At 57.4% G+C, this 23,097-nt stretch carries 27 protein-coding genes and 1 tRNA gene; 13 read left to right on the forward strand and 15 right to left on the reverse strand.

The genetic code is table 11. From position 1 onward, the window contains the following. Positions 1-33: 33 nt before the first annotated feature. From GH784_RS02430 to GH784_RS02455, 6 genes are all read right to left on the reverse strand, one after another. A complete protein-coding gene (locus tag GH784_RS02430; protein WP_003514563.1) occupies positions 34-1,320 on the reverse strand; it encodes an AAA family ATPase in 1,287 nt (428 codons plus the stop codon). 34 nt (positions 1,321-1,354) lie between these two features. Further along, the gene (locus tag GH784_RS02435) at positions 1,355-2,047 is read right to left on the reverse strand and encodes a CpaD family pilus assembly protein (protein WP_003514564.1); all 693 of its coding nucleotides are present in this window, start codon (positions 2,045-2,047) and stop codon (positions 1,355-1,357) included. Positions 2,048-2,103: 56 nt separating this feature from the next. Further along, on the reverse strand, positions 2,104-3,687 hold the full coding sequence (locus GH784_RS02440; protein WP_065703651.1) for a type II and III secretion system protein family protein: 1,584 nt from the start codon (positions 3,685-3,687) through the stop codon (positions 2,104-2,106). Further along, positions 3,684-4,490, reverse strand: coding sequence for a Flp pilus assembly protein CpaB (cpaB, locus tag GH784_RS02445; protein WP_003514566.1), 807 nt, complete (start codon positions 4,488-4,490; stop codon positions 3,684-3,686). Before cpaB ends, GH784_RS02440 begins: the two co-directional genes overlap by 4 nt. A gap of 125 nt (positions 4,491-4,615) precedes the next feature. Beyond that, positions 4,616-5,128, reverse strand: coding sequence for an A24 family peptidase (locus GH784_RS02450; RefSeq protein WP_065703653.1), 513 nt, complete (start codon positions 5,126-5,128; stop codon positions 4,616-4,618). 95 nt (positions 5,129-5,223) lie between these two features. Further along, positions 5,224-5,415 (reverse strand): Flp family type IVb pilin, encoded by a 192-nt coding sequence (locus tag GH784_RS02455; protein WP_065703655.1) that lies wholly within the window; start codon positions 5,413-5,415, stop codon positions 5,224-5,226. A gap of 445 nt (positions 5,416-5,860) precedes the next feature. On the opposite strand from GH784_RS02455, the gene GH784_RS02460 reads away from it, so the two are divergent. Further along, on the forward strand, positions 5,861-6,244 hold the full coding sequence (locus GH784_RS02460; RefSeq protein ID WP_046205577.1) for a pilus assembly protein N-terminal domain-containing protein: 384 nt from the start codon (positions 5,861-5,863) through the stop codon (positions 6,242-6,244). A gap of 240 nt (positions 6,245-6,484) precedes the next feature. On the opposite strand, the gene GH784_RS02465 is transcribed toward GH784_RS02460, so the two are convergent. Together GH784_RS02465 and GH784_RS02470 are read right to left on the reverse strand one after the other, a co-directional pair. Beyond that, positions 6,485-6,571, reverse strand: a tRNA-Leu gene (locus tag GH784_RS02465). A 120-nt stretch (positions 6,572-6,691) separates the two neighbouring features. Beyond that, a complete protein-coding gene (locus GH784_RS02470; protein WP_003514570.1) occupies positions 6,692-6,997 on the reverse strand; it encodes an Rdx family protein in 306 nt (101 codons plus the stop codon). Between the two features lie 145 nt (positions 6,998-7,142). On the opposite strand from GH784_RS02470, the gene GH784_RS02475 reads away from it, so the two are divergent. The 4 genes from GH784_RS02475 to GH784_RS02490 all read left to right on the forward strand — a co-directional run bounded on the left by GH784_RS02475 (position 7,143) and on the right by GH784_RS02490 (position 9,979). Next, positions 7,143-7,592 carry a DoxX family protein gene (locus GH784_RS02475; protein ID WP_003514571.1) on the forward strand — a complete coding sequence of 150 codons (450 nt, stop codon included), beginning with the start codon at positions 7,143-7,145 and terminating at the stop codon, positions 7,590-7,592. A 138-nt stretch (positions 7,593-7,730) separates the two neighbouring features. Next, on the forward strand, positions 7,731-8,429 hold the full coding sequence (locus GH784_RS02480) for a type 1 glutamine amidotransferase (protein WP_065703894.1): 699 nt from the start codon (positions 7,731-7,733) through the stop codon (positions 8,427-8,429). Between the two features lie 86 nt (positions 8,430-8,515). Next, positions 8,516-8,704 (forward strand): YegP family protein, encoded by a 189-nt coding sequence (locus GH784_RS02485; RefSeq protein ID WP_003514584.1) that lies wholly within the window; start codon positions 8,516-8,518, stop codon positions 8,702-8,704. Between the two features lie 177 nt (positions 8,705-8,881). Continuing rightward, positions 8,882-9,979 carry a glycoside hydrolase family 25 protein gene (locus GH784_RS02490; protein ID WP_065703657.1) on the forward strand — a complete coding sequence of 366 codons (1,098 nt, stop codon included), beginning with the start codon at positions 8,882-8,884 and terminating at the stop codon, positions 9,977-9,979. An 11-nt stretch (positions 9,980-9,990) separates the two neighbouring features. Here GH784_RS02490 and GH784_RS02495 read toward each other — a convergent pair whose 3' ends face one another. After that, positions 9,991-10,866: a DMT family transporter gene (locus GH784_RS02495; protein ID WP_013635303.1), complete on the reverse strand. Its 876-nt coding sequence runs from the start codon at positions 10,864-10,866 to the stop codon at positions 9,991-9,993. 116 nt (positions 10,867-10,982) lie between these two features. Between GH784_RS02495 and GH784_RS02500 the strand changes: the two genes are divergently transcribed. Continuing rightward, entirely contained in the window at positions 10,983-12,380 is a 1,398-nt protein-coding gene (locus GH784_RS02500) for an aminotransferase-like domain-containing protein (protein WP_065703659.1), read from the forward strand. Between the two features lie 88 nt (positions 12,381-12,468). Continuing rightward, the gene (locus tag GH784_RS02505; protein WP_003514590.1) at positions 12,469-12,786 is read left to right on the forward strand and encodes a hypothetical protein; all 318 of its coding nucleotides are present in this window, start codon (positions 12,469-12,471) and stop codon (positions 12,784-12,786) included. A 70-nt stretch (positions 12,787-12,856) separates the two neighbouring features. Here the strand turns inward: GH784_RS02505 and GH784_RS02510 are convergent, their stop codons facing one another. Continuing rightward, positions 12,857-13,315, reverse strand: coding sequence for an Rrf2 family transcriptional regulator (locus tag GH784_RS02510; protein WP_065703661.1), 459 nt, complete (start codon positions 13,313-13,315; stop codon positions 12,857-12,859). Between the two features lie 150 nt (positions 13,316-13,465). On the opposite strand from GH784_RS02510, the gene GH784_RS02515 reads away from it, so the two are divergent. Then, positions 13,466-14,353, forward strand: coding sequence for an NAD(P)/FAD-dependent oxidoreductase (locus tag GH784_RS02515; protein ID WP_065703663.1), 888 nt, complete (start codon positions 13,466-13,468; stop codon positions 14,351-14,353). Here the strand turns inward: GH784_RS02515 and GH784_RS02520 are convergent, their stop codons facing one another. Beyond that, the gene (locus GH784_RS02520; protein WP_065703665.1) at positions 14,354-15,136 is read right to left on the reverse strand and encodes an AraC family transcriptional regulator; all 783 of its coding nucleotides are present in this window, start codon (positions 15,134-15,136) and stop codon (positions 14,354-14,356) included. It lies immediately after the preceding gene. A 94-nt stretch (positions 15,137-15,230) separates the two neighbouring features. On the opposite strand from GH784_RS02520, the gene GH784_RS02525 reads away from it, so the two are divergent. Then, complete coding sequence (locus GH784_RS02525) at positions 15,231-15,638, forward strand: DUF2000 family protein (RefSeq protein WP_065703666.1); 408 nt, start codon at positions 15,231-15,233, stop codon at positions 15,636-15,638. Positions 15,639-15,709: 71 nt separating this feature from the next. On the opposite strand, the gene lepA is transcribed toward GH784_RS02525, so the two are convergent. From lepA to GH784_RS02540, 3 genes are all read right to left on the reverse strand, one after another. Then, on the reverse strand, positions 15,710-17,548 hold the full coding sequence (gene lepA, locus GH784_RS02530) for a translation elongation factor 4 (RefSeq protein ID WP_025592156.1): 1,839 nt from the start codon (positions 17,546-17,548) through the stop codon (positions 15,710-15,712). A gap of 61 nt (positions 17,549-17,609) precedes the next feature. Then, entirely contained in the window at positions 17,610-18,479 is an 870-nt protein-coding gene (locus tag GH784_RS02535) for a carbon-nitrogen hydrolase family protein (RefSeq protein ID WP_065703668.1), read from the reverse strand. Next, on the reverse strand, positions 18,476-19,084 hold the full coding sequence (locus GH784_RS02540) for an acetyltransferase (protein WP_065703670.1): 609 nt from the start codon (positions 19,082-19,084) through the stop codon (positions 18,476-18,478). Before GH784_RS02540 ends, GH784_RS02535 begins: the two co-directional genes overlap by 4 nt. A gap of 73 nt (positions 19,085-19,157) precedes the next feature. On the opposite strand from GH784_RS02540, the gene GH784_RS02545 reads away from it, so the two are divergent. From GH784_RS02545 to GH784_RS02555, 3 genes are all read left to right on the forward strand, one after another. After that, entirely contained in the window at positions 19,158-19,559 is a 402-nt protein-coding gene (locus GH784_RS02545) for a ketosteroid isomerase-related protein (protein ID WP_003514602.1), read from the forward strand. Between the two features lie 94 nt (positions 19,560-19,653). Further along, the gene (locus GH784_RS02550; RefSeq protein WP_065703672.1) at positions 19,654-20,235 is read left to right on the forward strand and encodes a helix-turn-helix domain-containing protein; all 582 of its coding nucleotides are present in this window, start codon (positions 19,654-19,656) and stop codon (positions 20,233-20,235) included. Between the two features lie 22 nt (positions 20,236-20,257). Then, entirely contained in the window at positions 20,258-20,776 is a 519-nt protein-coding gene (locus tag GH784_RS02555) for a GNAT family N-acetyltransferase (RefSeq protein ID WP_065703674.1), read from the forward strand. Positions 20,777-20,786: 10 nt separating this feature from the next. On the opposite strand, the gene GH784_RS02560 is transcribed toward GH784_RS02555, so the two are convergent. Further along, positions 20,787-21,863: an alpha/beta hydrolase family protein gene (locus tag GH784_RS02560; RefSeq protein ID WP_065703676.1), complete on the reverse strand. Its 1,077-nt coding sequence runs from the start codon at positions 21,861-21,863 to the stop codon at positions 20,787-20,789. A 143-nt stretch (positions 21,864-22,006) separates the two neighbouring features. Between GH784_RS02560 and GH784_RS02565 the strand changes: the two genes are divergently transcribed. Further along, positions 22,007-23,095, forward strand: coding sequence for a helix-turn-helix transcriptional regulator (locus GH784_RS02565; RefSeq protein ID WP_065703678.1), 1,089 nt, complete (start codon positions 22,007-22,009; stop codon positions 23,093-23,095). Positions 23,096-23,097 lie beyond the last annotated feature (2 nt).

The following is a 23,097-nucleotide window of genomic DNA, read 5'->3' on the forward strand; positions in this document are numbered from 1 at the left end:
CGGCGTTTCCGTCTAAAGGCCCAGAAAGGGAGCCTATTTGCGCTTGAGAATATTCTTGAGCTTGTCCAGACCGCCGCGCTTGTTTTTGCGCAGAATGGTACGGCCTGTAATGGTATGGGCAATTTGCGAGAACGTTTCCGCGATCTGGGATTTTTCGTCCATCTCGCTGATCATGCGACCGCTGTTGGCGGCATTTCCGAACAGCTGGGTGTCGAACGGAATGATGGCGACCGGCTCGATTTCCAGTGGGTCGAGAAAATCCGCAGGGGCGATCTCCGGGCGTTTCGGCATGCCGACCTGATTGAGAACGAGATGCGGTAACTTGTCGTTGGGTCTCAGTTTTATCAGCGCGTCGAACAGGTTCTTCGTATTGCGCAGGTTTGCGAGATCCGGAACCGCCGTAATGACCACCTCGTCGGCTTCCGCAAGCACCGCTCGCGTCCAGTCACACCATTGATGGGGAAGGTCGAGAACCGCGACGGGCGCACTGCGCTGCAGGACCTCAAGAATCGGCAGAAACGCCTGACGATCGAAATCATAGGTCCTGTCGAGGAGAGAGGGTGCGGCCAAAAGTGAGAGGTGGTCGGAACATTTCGTCAGCAGACGGTCGAGGAACACCTCGTCCAGCCGTTCCGGCGAAAACACCGCTTCCGCCATGCCCTGAGCGGGATCCTGATCGAAATCGATGTTGGCCGTGCCATAGGCAAGATCCATATCCGCCAGAATGGTTTCGGTGGAGAAGAGGGTGGAGATGCCGAAGGCGCAATTATGCGCGATCGTCGACGAGCCCACCCCGCCTTTGGCACCGATGAAGGCAATGTTGCGACCGAGCGGCTCCGCTTCCGGATCAACGAAGATCGTCGCGATCGAGGCCAATAGATCGGCCATGTTGATCGGTGCGACGAGATATTCGGAAATGCCGTTACGGATGAGATCGCGATAAAGCGTTATGTCGTTGTGCCGGCCAACGATGATGACACGGGTGGTGGGGTCGCAGACCTCTGCCAGAGGAGCGAGATCATCCAGCAGAGAAGACGGTGAGCTTGCTGTTTCGAGAACGATGAGGTTGGGCGTTGGTGAGGCGGAAAACATCGTCGCCGCCGCGTTGATGTCGCCCTTGGTTACCCGCAGGGTGACCTTGCTCATCCGCCTGTCACTGGACAAGGCATCCATCACGCGCTGCATGTTTTCGCTGACGCAGAAGGCATGGACGGATATGCGGGGCAAGGGCCGCAGGCGATCCATATCCGAGGCACGCGGCGCCGGCTGTTCGGCTTCCGCGTCGCCGCTTGACTTGATATCGTATTCTACAGCGCTCATTGTCTTTCCTGCCCTGACAATTGTTGGAACCGCGTCAATTTGGCGTCGCCGTGTTTTTGCCGCTGCGATAGGCGTCAATCACCACCGCTCGGCGCTCCGCGTCGATCGGACTCATGCCACGCGGGCCAACCAGATCCATGGGGTTGGCAACCTGTGCCGCGAGATTGCTCTGGGAGGCACATCCGAAATTGTACCAGTTCTTGTTGGCAAAGGTATTGTCGGAAAGGTCTTCGGGCCATTGACCGCATTGCCCGGTCATGGCGGTAACGGCCACATAACTCAGTCGAATGGGGGCGGCGTCGCCATTCGGGGATGCAGCGTAACGTGTTTCCATGATCTTGCCAGAAGGCACACCAGCGCCGGAAAGCGCGGAGCGGATTTGTCTCGCCATTTTTGAAGCCGCTGCCGAGTTGGCTGATCCCGATGGCATCTGGATGTTGACGATACCGGTCGACATCGAGGCGTAATTCTGGGCGAAACCACGGACATTATCCGCCATTGCCGTGGTCAGCCGGCTATCGCCTGCTGAAACCGGAATATCCAGCGAATGCTCGGCTTCCGAGAGGGTGATCGGATGGCGCGTGCGGTAGTCGTCAGGAATGGCGTTGGTCGTCATCGGGTCGCGTGCGCAACCCTGCAACAGGCCGGCGGCAAGCGCCACCATGGCGACGAGACCTGCCCGTCTGCCCGGCAGGCTTGAGGAAAAGGAAGAAGGGTTTTCCTGCATGACGTTTCCTGCCCGGACCGGGCTTGCTCTGAGGACGAGATTTCGTGCGTGTGTCGTCATTTGTAGATGAACCCCACTGATCCCTGATAGGGAGCCGCCTGAACCTGGTCCTTGCGGCCATAGACCTTGTTGACACGGTTCATGAAATACATGGCGGCATCGTTTTCCGGGTTGAAGTTGTCATCCGGCCGGGCGATCTGGTTGCGCGCAACAGGACGTACCAGATAGGGCGTTGCTATAATGACAAGCTCTGTCTCGTTGCGGATGAAATCCTTGCTGCGGAAAAGCGTGCCGAAGATCGGGACTTTGGAAATGCCGGGAAGTCCTGACATGGCCTGGCGAATATTGTCCTGGACAAGACCTGCGATCACAATCGAGCCACCGGACGGAAGTTCGACTGTTGTCGATGTCTCGCGTTTGCGGATCGACATGTAGGTGGAGCCTGGGATCGTGCGGCCCGCATTTCCGGTTACAACGTTGCCTTCATATGTCGGCTCGGAAACATTGGTCTCGATTTTAAGGCTGATCCGTCCCGGTGAAAGCACGACGGGCCTGAAGTTCAACGTGATGCCGTAGTCGACCGTGTTGGTGGTACGCGTTATGGTTGGCTGGCCCGTTTCCTTGTCGATGGTAACCTCCTGCTCTGCAGGCAGACGGAAATCGCCCCCCACGTAGAACTTGGCCTGTTCGCCGGAGATGGCGGTAAGACTTGGTTCGGCCAGAGTGCGCACGACACCCGCCTGTTCCATGGCGTTGAGATAGGAAGCAAAGTTGAGCGAGCCGGAGCCAATCGCGCCACTGGCTATTCGCGACGCACCGCTAATTGCATTTCCGAGATTGGACGGATTTGAAAATTCGAAACCGTTATTGCTTGTCGAGCTGCTGATGGAACCATTGAAGCCAAGCTGTTTCAGCACCTGCCGGCTAACTTCAGCTACGGTGACTTTCAGCGTCACCTGATCTTCGCCCTCAATCGTCAGCATATTGACGATCTGCGATGTCTGGCGGTTTTCGGCAAAAATCGCAGCGTCACCGCCGTTATTGCCGCCCGTCAGCGATATGTTGCGGGTAGTGGCTTCGCCGCCTTTCAGGAATGCTTCGGCAAGCTGGACAGCGCGTGCCGAATCCTGAGGTGTGCGCACTGATCCCGTGAGAACGATGTTGTCCGAAACGATCTCTACCTTGATGTCCGATTCGGGAATGAAACGACGGATATTGGCCTCAAGCCCGGAGATATCGCGCTCGACCTCAAGATCAAGACTGACGATTTCGCGCCCGCCATCTCCGAAAATGAAGATATTGGTCTGGCCCACCGTTTTTCCGAACAGATAGATGCGCTTGGACGTACGGGTTACGGCATCGGCAAGGCTCGGATCGGCGACGAGAATATCATGGGCATCCTCCGGCAGATCGATGACCAGTGCCTTGTTGAGACCGAGCTTCAGGCGCTTGCGAATGCCACTACCGCTTTCGGTGATCCGCACGATGCTCGCGCTTTGAGCCTCGGCTTCGCTGATACGCAAAAACGCGGGTGAGTGCTGACCCGGAATACCTGAAAAAGCCAGGCAAAATGCAAGGCTGCCCGCCATCGAGGAACGCAGGTGTTGTTTAATGCGCTTTGCCATGGAACCCCCGGTCATTGCGATGCTCCCTGTCCGGCTTTGACGATCGAACCGGATTTGATCACCTGAATCTCCGGCTGCCCGGAGCCGCCGTTGAGAAGGTAACCTGCTGAAAGCGTGTCGTTTTCCTGCGCATCGGCGACTGAGCGCAAAGCCAGCGTAAGGCGATCCGCCATCTGTTGCGCCACGGTGATGATTTTGGCCTGTTCGGGTGTGAGTTCGAGCGTTGCGGTTGCACCCACAACGGCTGAGGTGCCGTCCTCGCCTTCCTTGATCTGCTGGTCGATCGCCAGAACACGGACATTGTTCAAAACATTTTCAGTTAAAAAATGACCTGAATCGCCCTTGCGGACCATGATGACATCGACTCGGTCATTCGGCAGCACGAAACCGCCAGCACCTGTCGAGACGGAAATTTCCGTGGCGACGGCGCGTTTGCCGGCCGGCAAAAGCGAGGACATGATGCGGGTGCTGGAATCGACCACTTTTTCAGGCCGTACCGGCTCGCCCTGAAACAAAGGCAGCCGCACGACAGCGCCGGATAGTTCGGTTATGGCGTTCGGGTTTTTCGCTTCCGTTATGAAGCTGTCGATGACGTTACCAGTGGGCCAGGGCGTCCAGTGTACCGAACTATCGTTCAGGCGGCTGCCAACGGGTAGGTTGACCGAGGAAACGAGAACGTTAACCGTCGGTTCCTTCTCTATGATCGTTTCCGCTTTTTCGATGACCTGCTTCGCGCCGGAAATCTGCATGGCAACGATGCCGGCAAGACCGGCGGCGACCAGGGCAACGGAGAGAATGACGATACGCGACGGTTTCATGCTCGATCCTTGAGGGAATCAGATTCTTCTCCCGTCAGGATGGCCCGTCATTGGTATAATTATGGTTAATATTATGCTTGGATTTCTGGTTAACAAGCCTTTAACCTGCAGTGAACGCAGATTTCTCAGGAAAGACTTGCGATGGCGGCTTTCACAATTGGTGTTTCGCCATAGGTCAAAAGCCCGGCAATGGCGATGCCTATGCCATAGGGGATTTTCTTCGCAACCAGCAGGGAATCCGGAATGGGAATGCCGGCCGCCATGATTTCCTGCGAGCGCGATCGCAGAAGCAGGATTCCAAGCGTCAAGACACCGCCGATCAATGTCACTGCAAGTAGAAAGTCTACGAGAGAAATGTTGAAGCCGTACCACACTGCCGCTCCCGTCAACAGCTTGGCGTCGCCCCCGCCCATAACATTTGCAGCGAATAGGGTGAAACAGCCAAGAAAAACGGCCAATCCGGCAGCAAGACTCAAGCCGAAAGTGTGTAAATTCATTCCCGCCAGTGGCGCGACGAAAGCGAAAGAAAGCAAAAGCACGACAGCTATCACGTTGGGAATCGTCATGCTGAAGAGATCGTTAAGGGCAGCAAAACTCAGGCAAAGCGGAACGATGAGGAAAATCGCTGCGATAACCATAAGTAGAATTCCCTTGCGATTCGGTTTTGGTTCAATCCAAGAAAATACAGGTGATGTCCCAGCGGATCATCACCTGTATTGTACTGTCAGTAAAATCAAACGCCGCCGGTAGAAGCCTTGGAATTCGTAAACTGAGTACTGATGTAATCAAAGGTCGTCTTGAGTTTGCTGCCAACGGTTGTGGCGCCGCCAACGATAGCGACAGAAATAAGCGCAGCAATCAGGCCGTATTCAATTGCCGTTGCGCCGGACTCATCCTTCAGGAAGCGAGCGAAAATCTTGGTCATGGGTCTCTCCTAACTCTTGTGTTGTGTTCAGCACGCCGACAACTGTTTTCCGTTGTTCGGTTGCGTTCAAATTACAGGTGAGCGATTTCCAAGCGCTTAAAGAAGAGGATTAATCCAAAGTAAACGACAGGATGAGTTTCTCTTGGTAAACAAAACAAAAAAGTATTGTCTCTATTTTTATAGTTGCTGATAAACAAATATATTCCAGAGACTGTCAGTTTCTTATTTCCGGCAAAGTGTCCTCCCGGTGAGACATAGATGTTCAGTTTTGGTGCGGGACAGCGAGAGCCTCGAAAATATTGCCATGTCAGGCATGGTTACCGTTCACATTAGGGGCCTCTATCATTTAACGCTTCATTCACTAAAAACACGCATTCTGCTGCACAGTAAGTGCGGGTAGTGAGCAGGGGCGAAACGCGTGTCATCCGGAAAACTGGCGAAAATCGTGGTCGGCTTGTCCGTCATCCTATCGGGTTCGTTACAGCCTGTTTTTGCTCAGGAAGATATATTGCGCGTTTCGATGAACCACGCCCGTGTCCTTCGCCTCGACCGCCCGGTAAGCAAGGTTATTGTCGGCAACTCGAAAGTCGCCGATGCGACGGTGGCCGATGCCACCACGATCGTGCTGACCGGGCGCAGTTTCGGCACGACGAATCTTGTTCTTCTCGATGCCGAGGGCAATCCAATCGTCGATGAGCGCATTCTCGTCTCCATCGATGAGGGCAATACGGTTCGCGTTTTTCGACAAACGGAACGGACCGTGCTTTCCTGTACGCCGAATTGCGAACAGCATTCGCAAAACAGTGGCGACAAAGACGCCCAGCCTTAAGCGAACTACAACCCAATACCAGGTCTGAATATATCGGAATTCCGCGCGCGAGAATGGCTGGCATTTTGTCAAAGTGACAAAGGCTTAGTGCTCGTCCTGGGCAGTATTTTTATGGGAAAAATCGGGGTTGATCGCCAGCAAAACGAAAAACCGCAACATGTTCCCCTGCGTTTTGCAGGAGGACTGAATGTTGCTGTTTTTTCGTCTAAGTGTTTGATCTGGCTAAGATCAAAAATGGAATGGTGCCCAGAAGAGGACTCGAACCTCCACACCCTTGCGAGTACCAGCACCTGAAGCTGGCGCGTCTACCAATTCCGCCATCTGGGCGACGGAGAGCGATGTACGAGGGCAGCCGCCCGGTGTCAACAGACTTTTTGAACTTTTATGACGATCATTGATTTTAAAGGGAAAAAACTTGGTTAGACGCTGTTGAAACATGTTGCCGCGTCAATTGTCGAGCCCTTCATGCTTCGTCCTGTCGACGTGACCTAGGTCCCGTTCCGGGTCGATGACATCGCGGATTCTCTGTTTGAGCTCTTTTGGACCGGGGAAACCGCCATCGCGCTTGCGCTCCCATATGGTTTCACCATCAACGGTGATCTCGAACAGGCCACCCGTTGAGGGAATGAGGCTGACTTCGCCGATGTCAGAAGCGAAGGTTTGCAAAATCTCCTGCGCCATCCATCCCGCACGAAGCAGCCAGTTGCATTGTGTGCAGTAGCGGATGGTTATGCGGGGCTTGGTCTCGGCCATGATCACGTCTCCTTCAGCGCCCGATGACAATAATGCTCACGATAATGTCAACTATGACACTCATGTTTTTACCTGCGGCATGCTTGTTCTTATCATGCTGCTTTGCGAACAGATAAGCCATCGAAGGCTAAAACGCGGAGATCCCATGGCCCAGTTCGACAATAATCGTCAGCGTCTTTTCGTTCCGGCGGTCGCACCTCTTTATAATTCGACACATGATCTGGTGGAGACCGTTCTGCGCGTCGTGGCCGGGCTTCTTCTTGTCACCCACGGCTTCGGCAAGATCGCCAATCCGTTCGGGGCTGTCGGCATGGTGGAGAGCCTCGGCTTTTATCCGGGTGTATTCTGGTCACCTCTCCTGGCCGCCACCGAATTTTTCGGTGGAATTCTCGTGGCCATTGGGCTGTTCACGCGGCCGGCATCCTTTGCCGCAATGATCGTGCTTTTAGTAACGGTCTATTTTCACGGTATCGTAAAGGCGGAAGGTCTGGGTGGCGCGGAAAAATCAGTTCTCTGGGCAGCCATTTTCCTGTTCTTCGCTGTCCGTGGCGGCAACCGGCATTCCGTCGACGCGAAGCTGTCGCGGGAATTTTAAGATGCCACAGGCCGGCTTGTCCCCTTATTGCCTCGCTAACGATATCGCGCCTCTTGAAAATCCGTTTTTCTCGTGGTGAAGCTGAATTCGATCGGCGATACCGGCCGATCGAATTCCCCGTTGTCGGCAAGAGGCCCCATGCGCGTTGCAATTATCGAAAACATGGCGGGCACGCCGCATGGACAGATCGGCGTCGCTCTGGAAGAGGCAGGGGCTGACGTGCATGTCATCTGCGCCTATTCGGGTGAGCCTCTTCCTCTCGATGCAGCTGCACACGATGCGCTCGTCGTTTTGGGCGGGGAGCAGAACGCTCTTGACGACGTGCTTTATCCCTATCTTCCAGACCTCGCACTTTTGATGAAAGCGTTTGGCGATGCGGACAAGGCCGTGATGGGCGTCTGTCTCGGCAGCCAGTTGCTGGCGCGCGCCTATGGCGGAGAAAATATTCTGGCCGGCCCGCCCGAATTCGGCTGGGAAGACGTATCCCTCACGGAAGAGGGCGTGTCCGATCCGCTCTTGGCGGGGCTCGACAAGACATTTCCCATTTTTCAGTGGCATTGCGACACATTCACGCTTCCGCCCGAGGCAACGAGACTTGCGACCAATGGTGCAACGCGAAATCAGGCTTTTCGCGTTGGCCGCGCTGCCTATGGCACGCAATTTCATTTTGAGGCATCCACGGCCGTGGTCGACGGATGGTGTGAGGCATTCCCTGCTTCCGTAGAAAAAATGGCGCCCGGCTGGATGAACAATTACCGCGATCACCGTGGCGGGCGTGCCGATGTGGCCGATGCGACCGGTCTGGAAATTGCCCGTGCCTGGGTACGGCTTGTCTGATCTGGCAATTATCGGTTGCGAATATGGCCAAGGCCGCTCAGAATTGAGTGTGTTTCACCGACGTTTGCCAAGGAGGCACCAAGATCATGTATAAATTCGAAATCTATCAGGACAGGGCCGGGGAATATCGCTTCCGCTTCAAAGCATCCAACGGGGAAACGATGTTTTCCTCCGAAGGATACAAGGCCAAGGCATCGGCCATCCACGCCATCGAATCGATCAAGAAAAATTCCCCCGGCGCCGATACGGTCGATCTGAGCACGATGACCGCCTGAAGCTCTCCGTTTCGCGAAACCTCGAGGCATTCTCCTGCCAGAAATGACGGGCGCGTTGGAAGGTGTCGGCGTAAAGATAAGATTCAGTCTTTTTTGATAATCTTCCGTTAGCAATTGTATTTCGAGGTTCCCGGGCGGCGTCAGAGTGCCCCTGGATTGTTTTGCGTACGGGTTCTCATGCGTTCATCGGCTGTGCCAGCACTTCTCTTCGGTTGCCTTCTGCTTGGTGGCTGTACGTCCAGTTCCGGGCCGGAAAGCCTGATGGCCGGCCTGCCGTCGAAGGAAACCACGAGCTCGGTTACGCCATCCGCGCCGGTGCCGCAGGCAAGCGTGGGCAGCCAACCCATCACGGCCCAGCCGCGACAGGAAGTTCTGGCATGGGGCGGGCCGGTGCCCGAAGAGCCAAAGGCCTTTTCAGCCGTTACCCCACGGGCGCCCGTGCCGCAGAACGCGCTTGAAACCCGTTTGCCCTCACCGTCACAGGCAGGAATTGTACGACCGGCAGAGCGTCCGATGGAGCGTCCGGTACAATTGGCCATGGCTGCAGCCCCGGCGGCCAGTGCCGGTGCGCAGATCCGTTCGCGCATTTTCCGCTCCAGCTTCAGCGATGCCAAACCCATCAATTTCGGCAGGGTCCAGCCGCGCCATTTTCAGGTCCACGGGGTGGATGTCTCGCGCTGGCAGGCCAATATAGACTGGCCGCAGCTGCGCACACGCGGTGCCAACTTCGCCTTCATCAAGGCTACGGATGGCGGCGATCATCTTGACCCGATGTTCCGCACCAACTGGCAGCGTGCGAAGGAAGCGGGCATCCGTCGTGGCGCCTACCATTTCTTCTACTGGTGCCGGTCGGCCGGCGAGCAGGCGGATTGGTTCATTCGCAACGTACCGCGCGATCCGGATGCGCTGCCGCCGGTGATCGACGTGGAATATAACGGCGAATCGAGCTGCAAGATGCGCCATTCCCGTGAGCGTATTCTGGAAAAGATGCGCGTGTTCATGGATAAGCTGGAGCGCCATTACGGCCAGCGTCCGATTATCTATACGGCGCCCGATTTTTATAAGGACAATCTGACCGGCGAGTTCCAGGACTATCCCTTCTGGCTGCGCGCCGTTGCCCAGCATCCGTCCGTGGTCTATCCCGGCCGCAAGTGGTTGTTCTGGCAATATTCCGGCTCCGGCCTGTCGCATGGTGTCGATGGCCGCATCGATCTCAATGTCTTCAACGGCAATGAGGATGCCTGGCATCGCTGGGTAGACCGCCGCTCGAGTTGACGGGGCGGGCGTCAGCGCGAAAATTTTCGCGCGCCGGCAACGCAGAGCACCACCACGAGCGTGATGCCGATCATCGCAGGGCTGACCTCCTCGTGAAGCAGGGTTGCTGCAAGCACCAGCCCGAAGAACGGCTGCAGCAATTGCAGCTGGCCCACTGCGGCAATGCCGCCAAGCGCCAGCCCGCGATACCAGAAGATGAAGCCGATCAGCATGCTGAACAGCGAGACATAGGCAAGGCCGCCCCAGGCCTGCGGGTCGATGCCTGCGAGGGTTTGCGGCCCTGTGAAAAAGGCAAGCGGCAGCATCAGAGGCAGGGAGAGGACCAATGCCCATGAGATGACCTGCCAGCCCCCCAGTTTGCGGGAAAGGGCAGCACCCTCAGCATATCCCAGCCCACAGACGATAATCGCGCCCAGCATCAAGAGATCGCCGGCAAGTGAGGCTCCGAGCCCGGAGGCCAGCGAATTCGACAATGAAAAGCCGGCAACGAGGACGCTGCCCAGGCAGGAAAAGAACCAGAAGGCGGGCCGCGGGCGTTCTCCCCCACGCAGCACGGCAAAAACCGCGGTTGCGAGCGGCAAAAGCCCGACAAAGACGATGGAGTGGGCCGAGGTGATGTGCCGCAAGGCGAGGGCAGTCAACAGCGGGAAGCCAACCACCACGCCGAAGGACACGATGAAAAGGGATGCCATATCATCGCGCGCCGGGCGTTTTTGCCGGAACACAAAAAGCAAAGCGAGCGCCAGAAGGCCGGCTATGCTGGCGCGGGCGAGGGTCAGGAACACCGGATCGAAACCCGTTACCGCAACCCGCGTGGCGGGCAGCGAGCCGCTGAATATCACCACGCCGATAAGGCCGCTCAGCCAACCGCTTGTCGTCTTGTCCATGACCGTCTCCTGCAATTTCCCTTTCTTGATCCGGAACGGCTGGTGAAAACAGCGACAATAATATACAATTTCAAGAAACTGTTATGGTTGTTTGGACGGTACGGTTGGAGAGAAATGTGGACGGACACCTCGCGACGGGAACGCGCATAGAACAGGTGATGGCCAGCATGCGGCAACGCATCGCTTCGCGAAGCCTCGTTCCCGGCGCCAGATTGCCATCCGTTCGAGCGCTTGCGAAGGCCATGCAGGTCTCCACTTCAACCGTCGTCGAGGCCTATGACCGGCTGGTTGCCGATGGCACCATAAGCTCGCGACCGGGTTCGGGATTTTATGTGGCGGGTCCACTAGCGCCTCTGTCTCTGGCCGATATCGAGCCTCGGCTGGACAGGGCGGTGGATCCGCTCTGGGTGTCGCGCCAGGCGCTGGACGAGGGGGCGGCGCTTGCCAAGCCCGGCTGCGGCTGGCTTCCAGCGTCATGGATGCCGGAGCAAGCGCTACGGCGGGCGATGAGGGGGCTTGCCCGCGCGGATGCTTCCTTGCTGACGGATTATGCGAGCCCAATGGGGCTGTTGCCGCTACGCCAGCTTTTGTCCCGCAGACTTGCCGAACATGGCGTCCAGGCGGGCGCCAGCCAGATCATGCTCACCGATTCCGGCACGCAGGCGATCGATCTCCTGTGTCGTTTCCTGCTGCAGCCAGGGGATACGGTGATTGTCGATGATCCCTGCTATTTTAACTTCCGCGCTCTCTTGCGGGCGCATCGGGTGAAAACCGTTGGTGTGCCCTATACGCCGGCTGGACCGGACCTGCCGCTTTTCGAGCAGGCACTGAAAGAGCATCAGCCGCGCCTTTATATCACTAATTCCGCGATCCATAATCCGACAGGCGCAAGGCTTTCCGCCGTTTCTGCCCATCGCCTGCTGATGCTGGCCGAACAGGCGGGCCTCACCATCATCGAGGATGATATTTTTGCCGATTTTGAAACGCAGGCGGCACCACGGCTGGCTGCTTTCGATGGTCTGAACCGGGTCGTCCAGATCGGCAGTTTTTCAAAAACCCTGTCTGCTTCCGTGCGGTGCGGTTTCATCGCAGCGCCTCCGGCATGGGTGGAAGCCCTGACCGATCTCAAGATTGCCACTGCGTTTGGTGGAGCAAATTTTTCGGCTGCATTGATCCTGTCGCTTTTGACTGACGGTAGTTATCGCAAGCATGTCGAGGCTCTTCGACAGCGTCTCGCGGCGGCGGTGCCTGAGGCGGCGGCGCGTTTGAAAGCGCTTGGATGTGTGCCGTGGATCGAACCGCAGGCGGGCATGTTCTTATGGTGCCGCCTGCCGGAGGGGGTCGACGCCGCCGATGTTGCACGTCGGGCACTGGCGCAACAGGTGGTGCTGGCACCCGGCAATGTTTTCAGCTCCGCGCAGAACGCATCCGCTTTCATGCGTTTCAATGTGTCGCAAATGGCCGCTCCTCAGGTCATGGCGGTGCTGGCAGATGCCCTCAGGCAGAGCGCGTAATTGTCGCCCATATCGTGCTGGCCGAGGAGAATCGGAACAAAATCCCGTGAACGCCGTTTTCTTCTCAGAATGAAGAGGAGGAAATACCATGACATTCGATCCAAACAATCCGCGCCCGGACCGTGATCTTCGTCCGGAACTGAATATCAGCAATGAACCGCTTGCCCGCAAGTCTCCGTCCTGGATGCCATGGCTGGCGATTCTCGTTGTCGCATTGGTAGGCGTATTCGCCTGGTCGCAGATGAGCGGTCCGAACACCGATCCGGCCACGACATCCTCGACCATGCCGCCTGCGGCAACGCAACAGGCACCGGCGCCCGTGACTCCGACTGTCCCGGCAACACCGCCTGCCAACAATGCAGCACCGGCAAGCCCGAATACCGGCGGCACGCAGACGCAGCCGTAATGGGTTAGATAATCTGACAAAACCGCCTGCCTTCCGGCAGGCGGTTTTTTATTGCGCCAACTCTGCGGCGTTAGAGCTGATCCATCGCGGAGGGGTGGTTGGACAATCTGGACCAGCGGCTCATCGATTCCTCCGCCAGCACCGAAAGCGTAATGTTTCCGAAGCGAGACAGGAGAATGGTCTCCGCCTCGTTCATGGCGTCGAAAAGGGCAGCATTGACGGCCTGCTCTATGACGCAGTTAGGATTATCTCCTGCCAGCCCAATCGAGAACAATTCCGGCGCGCCAAGCGCCCGGTAAATATCGAGCAGCGTGATTTCGCTGAGCGGTCGCGCCAGAACCCAGCCACCGCCATGGCCTTTTTCCGACGACACGTAACCGTGCTCCCGCAAGCCCGCCATGGTTCTGCGCACCACCACCGGGTTCGTCTGCAACATCACCGCGATGCTTTCAGAGGTCGCCGCACCCTCGTGTTTCTCCATATGGATCAGAATATGCAGCACCCGTGAAAGGCGCGTGTCGTGTCTCATCGGTGAAATCCGCCTGTTTTTCGCGACATTACCAGTTAGCCTATGATGTAACAATATAAGTTGCGTGACTATTGACTCTAAAATTCATGTAACAATATAAGTGTCGTGAAACGAACGGGCGCTTCCGGCTCGGTGAACGATAGGTGCATCATGAAATACGACGTCATCATCATCGGCGGCAGCTATGCGGGCCTGTCCGCCGCCCTGCAGCTCGGGCGCGCGAGAAAAAACATCCTGGTGGTGGATGCGGGTGAGCGGAGAAATCGCTTCGCCAGCCATTCCCACGGTTTTCTCGGACAGGACGGCAAGGCGCCGGGCGACATCATCGCCGAGGCACGCCGCCAGATCGAGCGCTACCCGACGATACACTGGGCAAAGGGCAGGGTAACGAATGCCGAAGGATCATTCGATGACTTCGTTATCGAGATCGATGGCAATCGCCGCGAAAGGGCGGCCAGACTAATCCTTGCCACAGGCGTTACGGATGAACTGCCTGATATAGCCGGGCTGGAGGAACGCTGGGGCAGCGCCGTCTTCCATTGCCCCTATTGCCACGGATACGAACTGGATCAGCGCAGGATCGGCGTCATCGCGGCCTCACCGCTTGCCATCCACCATGCATTGATGCTTCCGGACTGGGGTGAAACGACCTTTTTTACCAATGGTATATTCGTTCCGGATGCCGAACAGAATGCGCTTTTGTCAGCCCGGGGCGTTCGGGTGGAAAAAGAGCGTATCAGAGAGATCGCAGGGCATGCGGATGTCGTTCTTGCGGATGGGCGTAGCATTGCTTTGGCCGGTCTTTTCACGCAACCGAAATTGCGGATTGCATCGGATTGGATCGAAAAGCTCGGCTGCACCGTGGAAGAAGGGCCGATGGGTTCAAGCATCGTGACGGATGCCATGAAACAGACGACAGTGCGCGGAATCTTCGCCTGCGGTGATGTGGCAAGGCCCGCGGGCTCGGTCGCTCTTTCCGTGGGCGATGGCGCCATGGCAGGGACTGCGGCTCACAGGTCGATCATGTTTCCGGAATGATCAGTGCGAAACAAGGCTTAGCCAGCGCCCCGGAGGCATTCCGAAGGCATTCTTGAAGTGGCGGGTAAAATGCGCCTGATCTGCAAAGCCGCAGGCAAACGCCGTTTCCGCAAGACCCGCACCCGCCCGCATCATGTCCTTGCATTTTTGCAGACGCCGCATGATGAGATAACGGTGCGGGCTCGTGCCAAACAGGGAGCGGAAGTGCCGAAAGAGCGTGAAGCGATCAAGCCCGCTTATTTGCTCCAGCTTCTCTGAGCTGACGGCAAGCGCGCTGTTCTCCAGCAGGTAATCGCGGCAACGGAAAACGGCGATTCGGTCAAGCCGCTTGATTGTTCTCTGGTTTCCGTTCGAATGCTTCCAGAGCAGATCCGACAGTCTCGATTGCCAGTCGGTCAGGAGCAGATTGTCCGGCTCGCCTTCGAGATTGCCGAGAGCCTCTATCAGGCATTGACGGAACTCATCGTCTTCGATGACGGGATTTTTTGCAAATGGCAGCGCGTGAAATCCGGTCGCCACCTCCATGGTTTTTTCCGGCGGAAGATAGAGCATACGGTAGCGCAGACCTTCGTCGGTGCCGGCACCACCATCGTGAACTTCGTCCGGATGCAGCACGATAACCTTTCCGGGCGTGCTGAAATGCGATGTGCCACGATAGGAAAAGGTCTGGACGCCAGAAAGCGTCACACCCAGAGCATAGGTGTCATGGCGATGGGGTGCATAGGCGTTGCCGTGAAAGCGCGCTTCGATGCGCTCGATCCCTTCGCTGGAAGGGGCCTGCACGATCCCCTCGAATTTGCACGAACGTTCAAGATCGCTCGTACCCTGAGGGGCTAGGGTCACTTCTCTTTCGTAACCACAGCCAGATTGAGTTCGCATGTTTGATACCAAGATCGCCGTCATCCTTCGTGATGACCTTGCCGTGTGGCAAAAACTGAACGTCACCGCATTTCTCATGTCCGGCATCGTCGCCCAGACCAGAGAGATCATCGGGGAACCATACCGCGACAGGGCGGGTAACGTCTACAATCCACTGTCCGTCCAGCCGATAGTCGTCATGGCCACGGATCAGGAGGCACTGCGCAAAATCCATCAGCGATCCCTGGAGCGCGAGGTCACGACATCGCTCTATATCGAGGAAATGTTCGCAACCGGTCATGATGTTGCCAACCGCCAGGTGTTTTCGGAATTTTCTCCCGACAATGCAAAGGTCGTCGGCATGGCGCTTAGGGCGGACAAGAAAATCGTCGACAAGATTACCAAGGGCGCGAAGCTGCATGCCTGAGCAGCTGCCGTGAATGTAAAAAGGGAGGCCGTGAGCCTCCCTTGTCAAATCAGCGACGATTTAGCGGCCGCTTATTCGTCGTTCATCTTCAGCGCAGCGATGAAAGCTTCCTGCGGAATCTCCACCTTGCCGAACTGGCGCATGCGCTTTTTGCCTTCCTTCTGCTTGTCCAGAAGTTTGCGTTTACGCGTCGCATCGCCACCGTAGCACTTTGCCGTCACGTCCTTGCGCAACGCGCGCACGGTTTCGCGGGCGATGACCTTGCCGCCAATGGCCGCCTGGATCGGGATCTGGAACATGTGCGGCGGAATGAGTTCCTTCAGCTTTTCGCACATGCCGCGTCCGCGCCGGTCAGCCGCCGAGCGGTGGACCAGCATGGAGAGTGCGTCCACCGGGTCGCCGTTCACGAGGATCGACATCTTGACGAGATCGCCTTCGCGATAGTCGATGATGTTGTAGTCGAACGAGGCGTAACCCTTCGAGATGGATTTCAGGCGGTCGTAGAAATCGAACACCACTTCGTTGAGCGGCAATTCATAGGTGATCATCGCGCGGTTGCCGACATAGGTCAGCTCCGTCTGCAGGCCGCGCCGGTCCTGACAGAGTTTCAGAATACCACCGAGATATTCGTCGGGCGTCAGGATCGTCGCCTTGATCCAAGGTTCGCGGATTTCCTTGATCTTCACGACATCAGGCATATCCGCCGGGTTGTGCAGTTCTTTCTCGGTGCCATCCGTCAGCGTCATTTCATAGACGACCGAAGGTGCTGTGGCGACGAGATCGAGATTGAACTCACGCTCGAGGCGTTCCTGAATGATTTCAAGATGCAGCAGACCGAGGAAGCCGCAACGGAAACCAAAGCCGAGAGCGGCAGACGATTCCATTTCGAAGGAGAAGGAGGCGTCGTTGAGGCGAAGCTTGCCCACTGCCGCGCGCAGATCTTCGAAGTCGGCTGCATCAACAGGGAAGAGGCCGCAGAAAACCACGGGCTGCGCTGGCTTGAAGCCGGGCAGGGCCTGCGCCGTCGGGCGCTTGTCGTCGGTAATGGTATCGCCAACACGCGTATCGGCGACTTCCTTGATCGAGGCGGTGATGAAACCGATCTCGCCGGGGCCGAGGCTGTCGACATTGACCATCTTCGGGGTAAGTACGCCAACGCGCTCGACGCCGTATTTCGCGCCGGAACCCATCATGCGGATCTGCTGGCCCTTGGTCAGCACGCCGTCGATGACGCGCACCAGAACCATGACGCCCAAATAGGTGTCGTACCAGCTGTCGACGAGCAGTGCCTTGAGCGGCCCGTTCTCGCCGACTTCGCTCTTCGGCGGTGGCAGGCGGTTGACGATGGCTTCGAGAACATCGGGGATGCCAAGCCCGGTCTTGGCCGAAATCAACACAGCTTCGGAAGCGTCGATGCCGATTACTTCCTCAATCTGTTCCTTGATGCGGTCGGGCTCCGCGGCCGGCAGGTCGATCTTGTTCAAGACCGTCACCAGCTCGTGATTATTGTCGATTGCCTGATAAACGTTGGCCAGCGTCTGGGCTTCCACACCCTGAGATGCGTCCACCACCAGCAGCGAACCTTCGCAGGCCGAAAGCGAGCGGGACACTTCATAGGCAAAGTCGACGTGACCGGGCGTGTCGATGAGGTTCAGCACATAGGTTTCGCCGTTATTCGCCTTGTAGTGCAGGCGCACGGTCTGGGCCTTGATGGTGATGCCGCGCTCGCGTTCGATATCCATCGAATCGAGAACCTGTTCCGACATATCGCGCTCGGCAAGGCCGCCTGTCGACTGGATCAACCGGTCGGCCAGCGTCGATTTGCCGTGATCGATGTGGGCAACGATCGAGAAGTTGCGGATATGGTCCAGGGGCGTGCGGGTCGAATTTGTGCTCATGCCCCGCGCTATAGCAGGGGCTTCTCATGCCGCAAAGCGGGAATTTGGTTAAAAGCCCTTTAAAATGGGCTTTTCAGATCGCAAACTGCTCCGGCCAGTCGCGGCGGGTGGCCACTTGTCCTTCGGTTCTAAGCTTGGCCACGGCAGCAAGGTCGATATCGGCGATCAGCAACTTGCTGTGTGTCACCGCATCGCTTTCGCTTTCCGCGACGATACCCGATGCCGGCATGCCATAGTCGGATGGCACGTAAAGTGCTGCGCGGCCACGATTTTCATCGACGGCGGGAGACCATGGAGCCTCACCCGCCGTGGGGGAGGAAAGGACGGCATATTGGTTTTCCAGCGCCCGCGCCTGCGCGCCGATACGCACCCGGTAGGCGCCGGCCAGCGTATCGGTGCAACTGGGAGCGAGAACCAGTTCGACGCCAAGCTCGGCCAGCTTCCGGCCAAGCATCGGGAACTCGTTGTCGTAACAGATGAGGATGCCGAGCCTGCCGATCGGCGTCTCGAAGGCTTTCAGGCCCTCGATGCCGGCATGTATGTTCCATTGCTCCCGCTCGAAGCGCGTCATGATCTGCTTGTCCTGATACCCGATCAGTCCGTTGGGGCCGAACAGCCATGCGCGGTTGCGGAACTTGCCGTCCTTGTCTTTCACTGGCGCGCTGCCCGGCTGAAACAGGATTTGATGTTGCCGCGCCAGCTCTTCGCAAAGCTCGACCCATGAGGGGATGAGCGGCTGTATCTCTTCGATGGAGCGGTGCAGGTCCGAGCGCGCATCCGGCGGCAACTGCCCGGTCAGCGTCATGGCCGAATATTCCGGCAACAGCAGCAGCTCGGCGCCTTTTTCTTTCGCCTCGCGCACGACGGCGGAAAGATGGGCGGCATAGCCTTCCCATGTCTCGATGAGTTCGATGGCATATTGGCTGGCGGCGAGTTTCGTCATCTGTTTTCCTCTCCGGCAGCAATGGTCTTCATCCAGAAGGACAGGGGCTTTGGGCTTTCGGTGCTCTCGTCTAGATCCCGCCAGGTGAAGCTGGTGTGCAATTCCGGGTGATGGCGATAGCCGCGATTTTCCCAGAAGGTATTCAGCGGCACGTAATCCAACGGCCGGCGCGGGTGGTCGGCGGGGCGCTCGACCGCGCAGAAGGTGCAGCAGTTGAAGCCGAGCTTGCTCGCATGCGCCTCCCGCTCCACAAAGAACCGCACCCCGATGCCATGCCCGCGATAGCTGGGCAGAAGCACGCTTTCGCCGAAGTAAAATATCCGGTCCGGATCGTAACCCGCCTTCAGGAAGGGCGCCTTCACCTCGTCGGTCTCGGCCGCCATCGGCATGCCGGTGGACATGCCCACCACGTGTGCGCCATCCAGCGCCAGCACGAAAACCGCGCCTTTCGTGTCGGCATAGGTGGCGAGATATTTGCGCTCGTAATCCAGCGATCCGTCATAGAGATAGGGAAAGGCGCGAAACACTTCGATCCGCAGGCGCGCAAGGTCATCGAAATAGGGCGCGGCCTCGATGCCGGAAAGAGACTTGATTTCGACGGTCATGGGCATTTTCACTTTCGGTTGCACTGGTTATACCGTCATGGAAACCCTGCGCAAGCATTGAACGGAGAAGACAATGACCGCCACTGAGACCATCCGCGCCTATTACGATGCCTTCAACCGTCAGGACATGGATGCCTTTCTGGCGCTTCTTCACGACGAGGTGGTACATGACATCAATCAGGGCGAGCGTCAGACCGGAAAGCCGGCTTTTGCGTCCTTCATGCAGCACATGAACCGCTGCTATAAGGAAAACCTCACCGACATGGTCATCATGGCGAGCGAGGACGGTAAGCGCGCCTCTGCGGAATTCATCGTGAACGGCGAATATCTCGCAACCGATGAAGGCCTGCCGGAAGCCGATGGCCAGACATACGTCCTGCCGGCTGGTGCATTCTTTGACCTGAAGGATGGAAAAGTTAGTCGAGTAACGAACTACTATAACCTGAACGATTGGATCGCCCAGGTCGGTGCCTGATGCATCTTTGCCGCGCGCAGAATCCGCGGTAACAAGCGATCGCAATTTCCATTATAGTAGATATTGACTCCATCATGTGAGAATGTATTCTGGCATGATGGAAAACGAAGATCATATTCTCGAACGCTCTATCGGCGACCGCATCAAGACGTTGCGCGCTGAAAATGGTTTGACCCTGGACCGGCTCGCCGCCGAATCCGGCGTCAGCCGCGCCATGATTTCCCGCATCGAACGTGGCGAGGCGAGCCCCACGGCCTCGCTTCTTGCCCGCATCTGCGCAGCGCTAGGCCTGTCGCTCTCCGGCTTTTTCGCCGAAGACGAAGAGGCTGTTTCACCGCTGGTGAAAAAGCGTGACCAGCAGCTCTGGAAAGACCCGGAGACCGGTTATGTGCGCCGTGCCATCTCCCCGCCACGCGTCGGTTCCGATGTCGATATTGTCGAGGTCGAGTTCCCGGCGGGCGCACGGGTCGGTTTCCCGCCGCATGCGGCAAGCCGCGGAATGACGCAATATGTCTGGCTTTTCGAAGGTGTGCTGGAGATGACGAGCGGTGGAGACGTGCACCGGCTGGAACCCGGCGATTGCCTTTTCATGCCGGTGGGTGAGGGACATGTCTTCCACAATCCCTCAGAAAAACCTGCCCGTTATGCCGTCGTGCTGGATCAAAGACAGCGCTGATTTTCCCCGACAGGAGTTATTAATGGCCACCATCCGCGTATTGAACCGGGCAGAGACGATCAATGCCTTGACCGAACTTTGTGACGTTATCGCCGACTGCGTTAATGGCGGCGCGTCTGTCGGTTTCATGCTGCCTTTCTCCCCAAAAGATGCCGAGCCGTTCTGGCAGGATGTAGCCGATGCCGTGGAAGCAGGCGGCACCATTCATGTGGTGGCGGAAGTAAACGATAAAGTGGTGGGCACGGTGCAGGTCGGTCTGGCCTCCAAGCCCAACCAGCCACATCGCGGTGATCTGATGAAGCTTCTTGTGCATCGGTCGGCACGCGGGCTGGGACTTGCACGAAAGCTCATGGAAAAGGTGGAGCAGGAAGCGGCAAAACGTGGCCGTACCCTTTTGGTGCTGGATACGGCCACGGGTAGCGATGCGGAGGCAATTTATCCCCGTCTTGGCTGGGAACGCGTCGGCGTCATCCCCGACTATGCGCTTTTTCCCGACGGGCGTTATTGCGGCACGACCCTGTTTTACAAAAGGATCGGCTAGGTTCTTCTGGTTATTGACCCGGCTTCAGCGTGCGGTTGAAGGCGGTGACGATCATCATTTCCAGCTGTGCATGAATATCTTTACGGTCGCGGGGCCCGGCCGGTTCGCAGATCGGATCGCGCTCGCCAACGGATTTGAGAAACGCGTCGGCATCCGGCTTGCAAAGGGGCAGGAAGCTAAAATGGTTGGCCTCGTCAACCTGTTGGTAAGTAGAGGCAGGCACTTGTGCTGCAAGCTCGTCGGCAAGGACAGCGGGCGGTATTTTACCTTCGCTGCCAAGATTGATGAAGGTCAGCGGAATATCGATTTGTCTAAGGCTGTCCGGCTGGAACGCCAGCGCCAGACCCGGATCGACCAACACGGCGGAACGGATGCGTGGATCGCGGTTCTGCTGCTCGAAACGGGTCTTGTCGATGGTTCTGAGATCGACCTTCGGTACGCTGACCGGCTCGTTATTGACATAGGCCCGGCCGCCGGCAAACCACTGGCAATCCATCATTGCTGCATTCTCTTCACAATAGCGCACATAGGCGTCAAGATCGGCGCGTGCACCTGCAATCTCCATCGCCGCGCTACCGCCCAGCGAAAAGCCGAGAACACCGATGCGTTGCGCATCGATCGCACCCGACCACGTGGCGTCCGTCGTCAAGGCCGTGACGATTGTGGATAGATCGTTGGTCCGCTCCCAGATTTTCGGCGTGTCGGCAGGCGTCGAGTCACCACTGGTCGTGCCGGGATGATTGGTTCCGGCGACGATGAAACCTTCGCTGGCGAGTTTCGCGGCGATCCAGGCCATGCCTTCAGCGCGCGAGCCGGACCCGTGCGAAATCAACACGAGGGGGAAATGGCCGTCCTTGATGGTCGCGTCCTTCCGAACCGCCGTTCCCTGAAAGATACGGTTCTCGGAGGAAAGCGCCGGTATGCCGTCTCCGCCTTTGGCCGGATACCAGATCGTAACGTCAAGGTTTGTGTCGCGAGCCTTGGAAGAAACTGGGATGCTGGTAAGCCCGACATCCTCTGCGGCAAATGCCTGCGGGGAAAAAGCCGCGCACATCAGAAGTGCGACAAGGGTGTTTTTCAGTGTCATGAGAGCCTCTCCGTTTGACAAGGTGGATGCTCCCGTTTTCCTTCTAGGGTGAATAAATGCGTCCTTGATCGCGTTAAAGGTCGTGCCGAAACGCGATCTGGTCCATGAATGGGTGGTAATTCATCGCTTCGGGATCGTTATCCGTGCTTTTCATTCCATTGCCTTTTGTCGTCGCACTTCTGCTGGTCGTCATGTTCATCGTCTTCTTTCGAGGCGCAGAGGATATGCGAACCAACCGGGCGTTTCTGGCGCTCATCGCGCTTTGCGCCGTGCAGTCCGTTCTTGTCGGCTTGCGCTGGGGATATGGTGTGAGCGAAGCGCGTTATGTTTTGCCTGTTCTGGCTGCCTGCCTGCCGCCTCTCGTCTACATCGCCTTTCGCGGACTGATGGGCGTTGGAGTTGAAAGCAGGAGGGCGATGTTTGCCAGTCTTGTGCTTTCACCTTTCTTCGTCGTCTTTCTGGAGTTCGTCCTTCCTGTTGCGATCGATTTTGCGCTGATCGTGATTTTTGTCGGGCACGCCATTGCCTTGCTTCTCTTGGCAAGAAAAGGGCCGGATGGGCTGGACGAAGCGCAATTTGCCAGCGTCGCATCTGCGCATAAGGCGCTCATTGTCGCCGCGGTCGCTCTCTGCGTTTCCGCGTTCTTCGATCTTCTGGTGTTTTTCGATTTCGAGTGGGCGCATGGAGAAAATGTCGCCGCACTTGTTAGCAATGCCAATCTTCTCGGGCTTCTGCTGATCGGTCTCATGGCTGCACTTGCCGGCAAAAGCAAAGCGCCGCAAACGGCTGCCCAGCCTGCTGCGGAGTTGTCTTCACCGGCGCCTTCACAACAGGACCGGGACGTTGTCGAAAGGCTTGATCGCTTGATGGAGACCCACACGCTCTACCGCGATGAGAACCTAAACCTGTCACGGCTCGCAAAACGTCTCGGTCTGCCGAGCCGGCAAATCTCGGGCGCGATCAATCGCTCGCTCGGCGTTAACGTCTCGCAATATGTCAACCAGCTGCGCATCCGCGAAGCCTGCCGGCTGCTGGAGGAGACGGATCAGTCGGTCACTGCGATCATGCTGTCTTCCGGCTTTCAGACCAAATCCAACTTCAACCGGGAATTTCGCCGCGTCACCGGCATGAGCCCGATGGACTGGCGTGAACGCGAGGTGTGGAAGCTGGTGTCGAATACAAAAACGGCCACCCGGCAGATGCCGGATGGCCGTTTGAAGATCCTGAAATGAGG

The sequence above is a fragment of the Agrobacterium tumefaciens genome, assembly GCF_009649785.1.
In the GTDB taxonomy this organism is placed as follows: domain Bacteria; phylum Pseudomonadota; class Alphaproteobacteria; order Rhizobiales; family Rhizobiaceae; genus Agrobacterium; species Agrobacterium tumefaciens.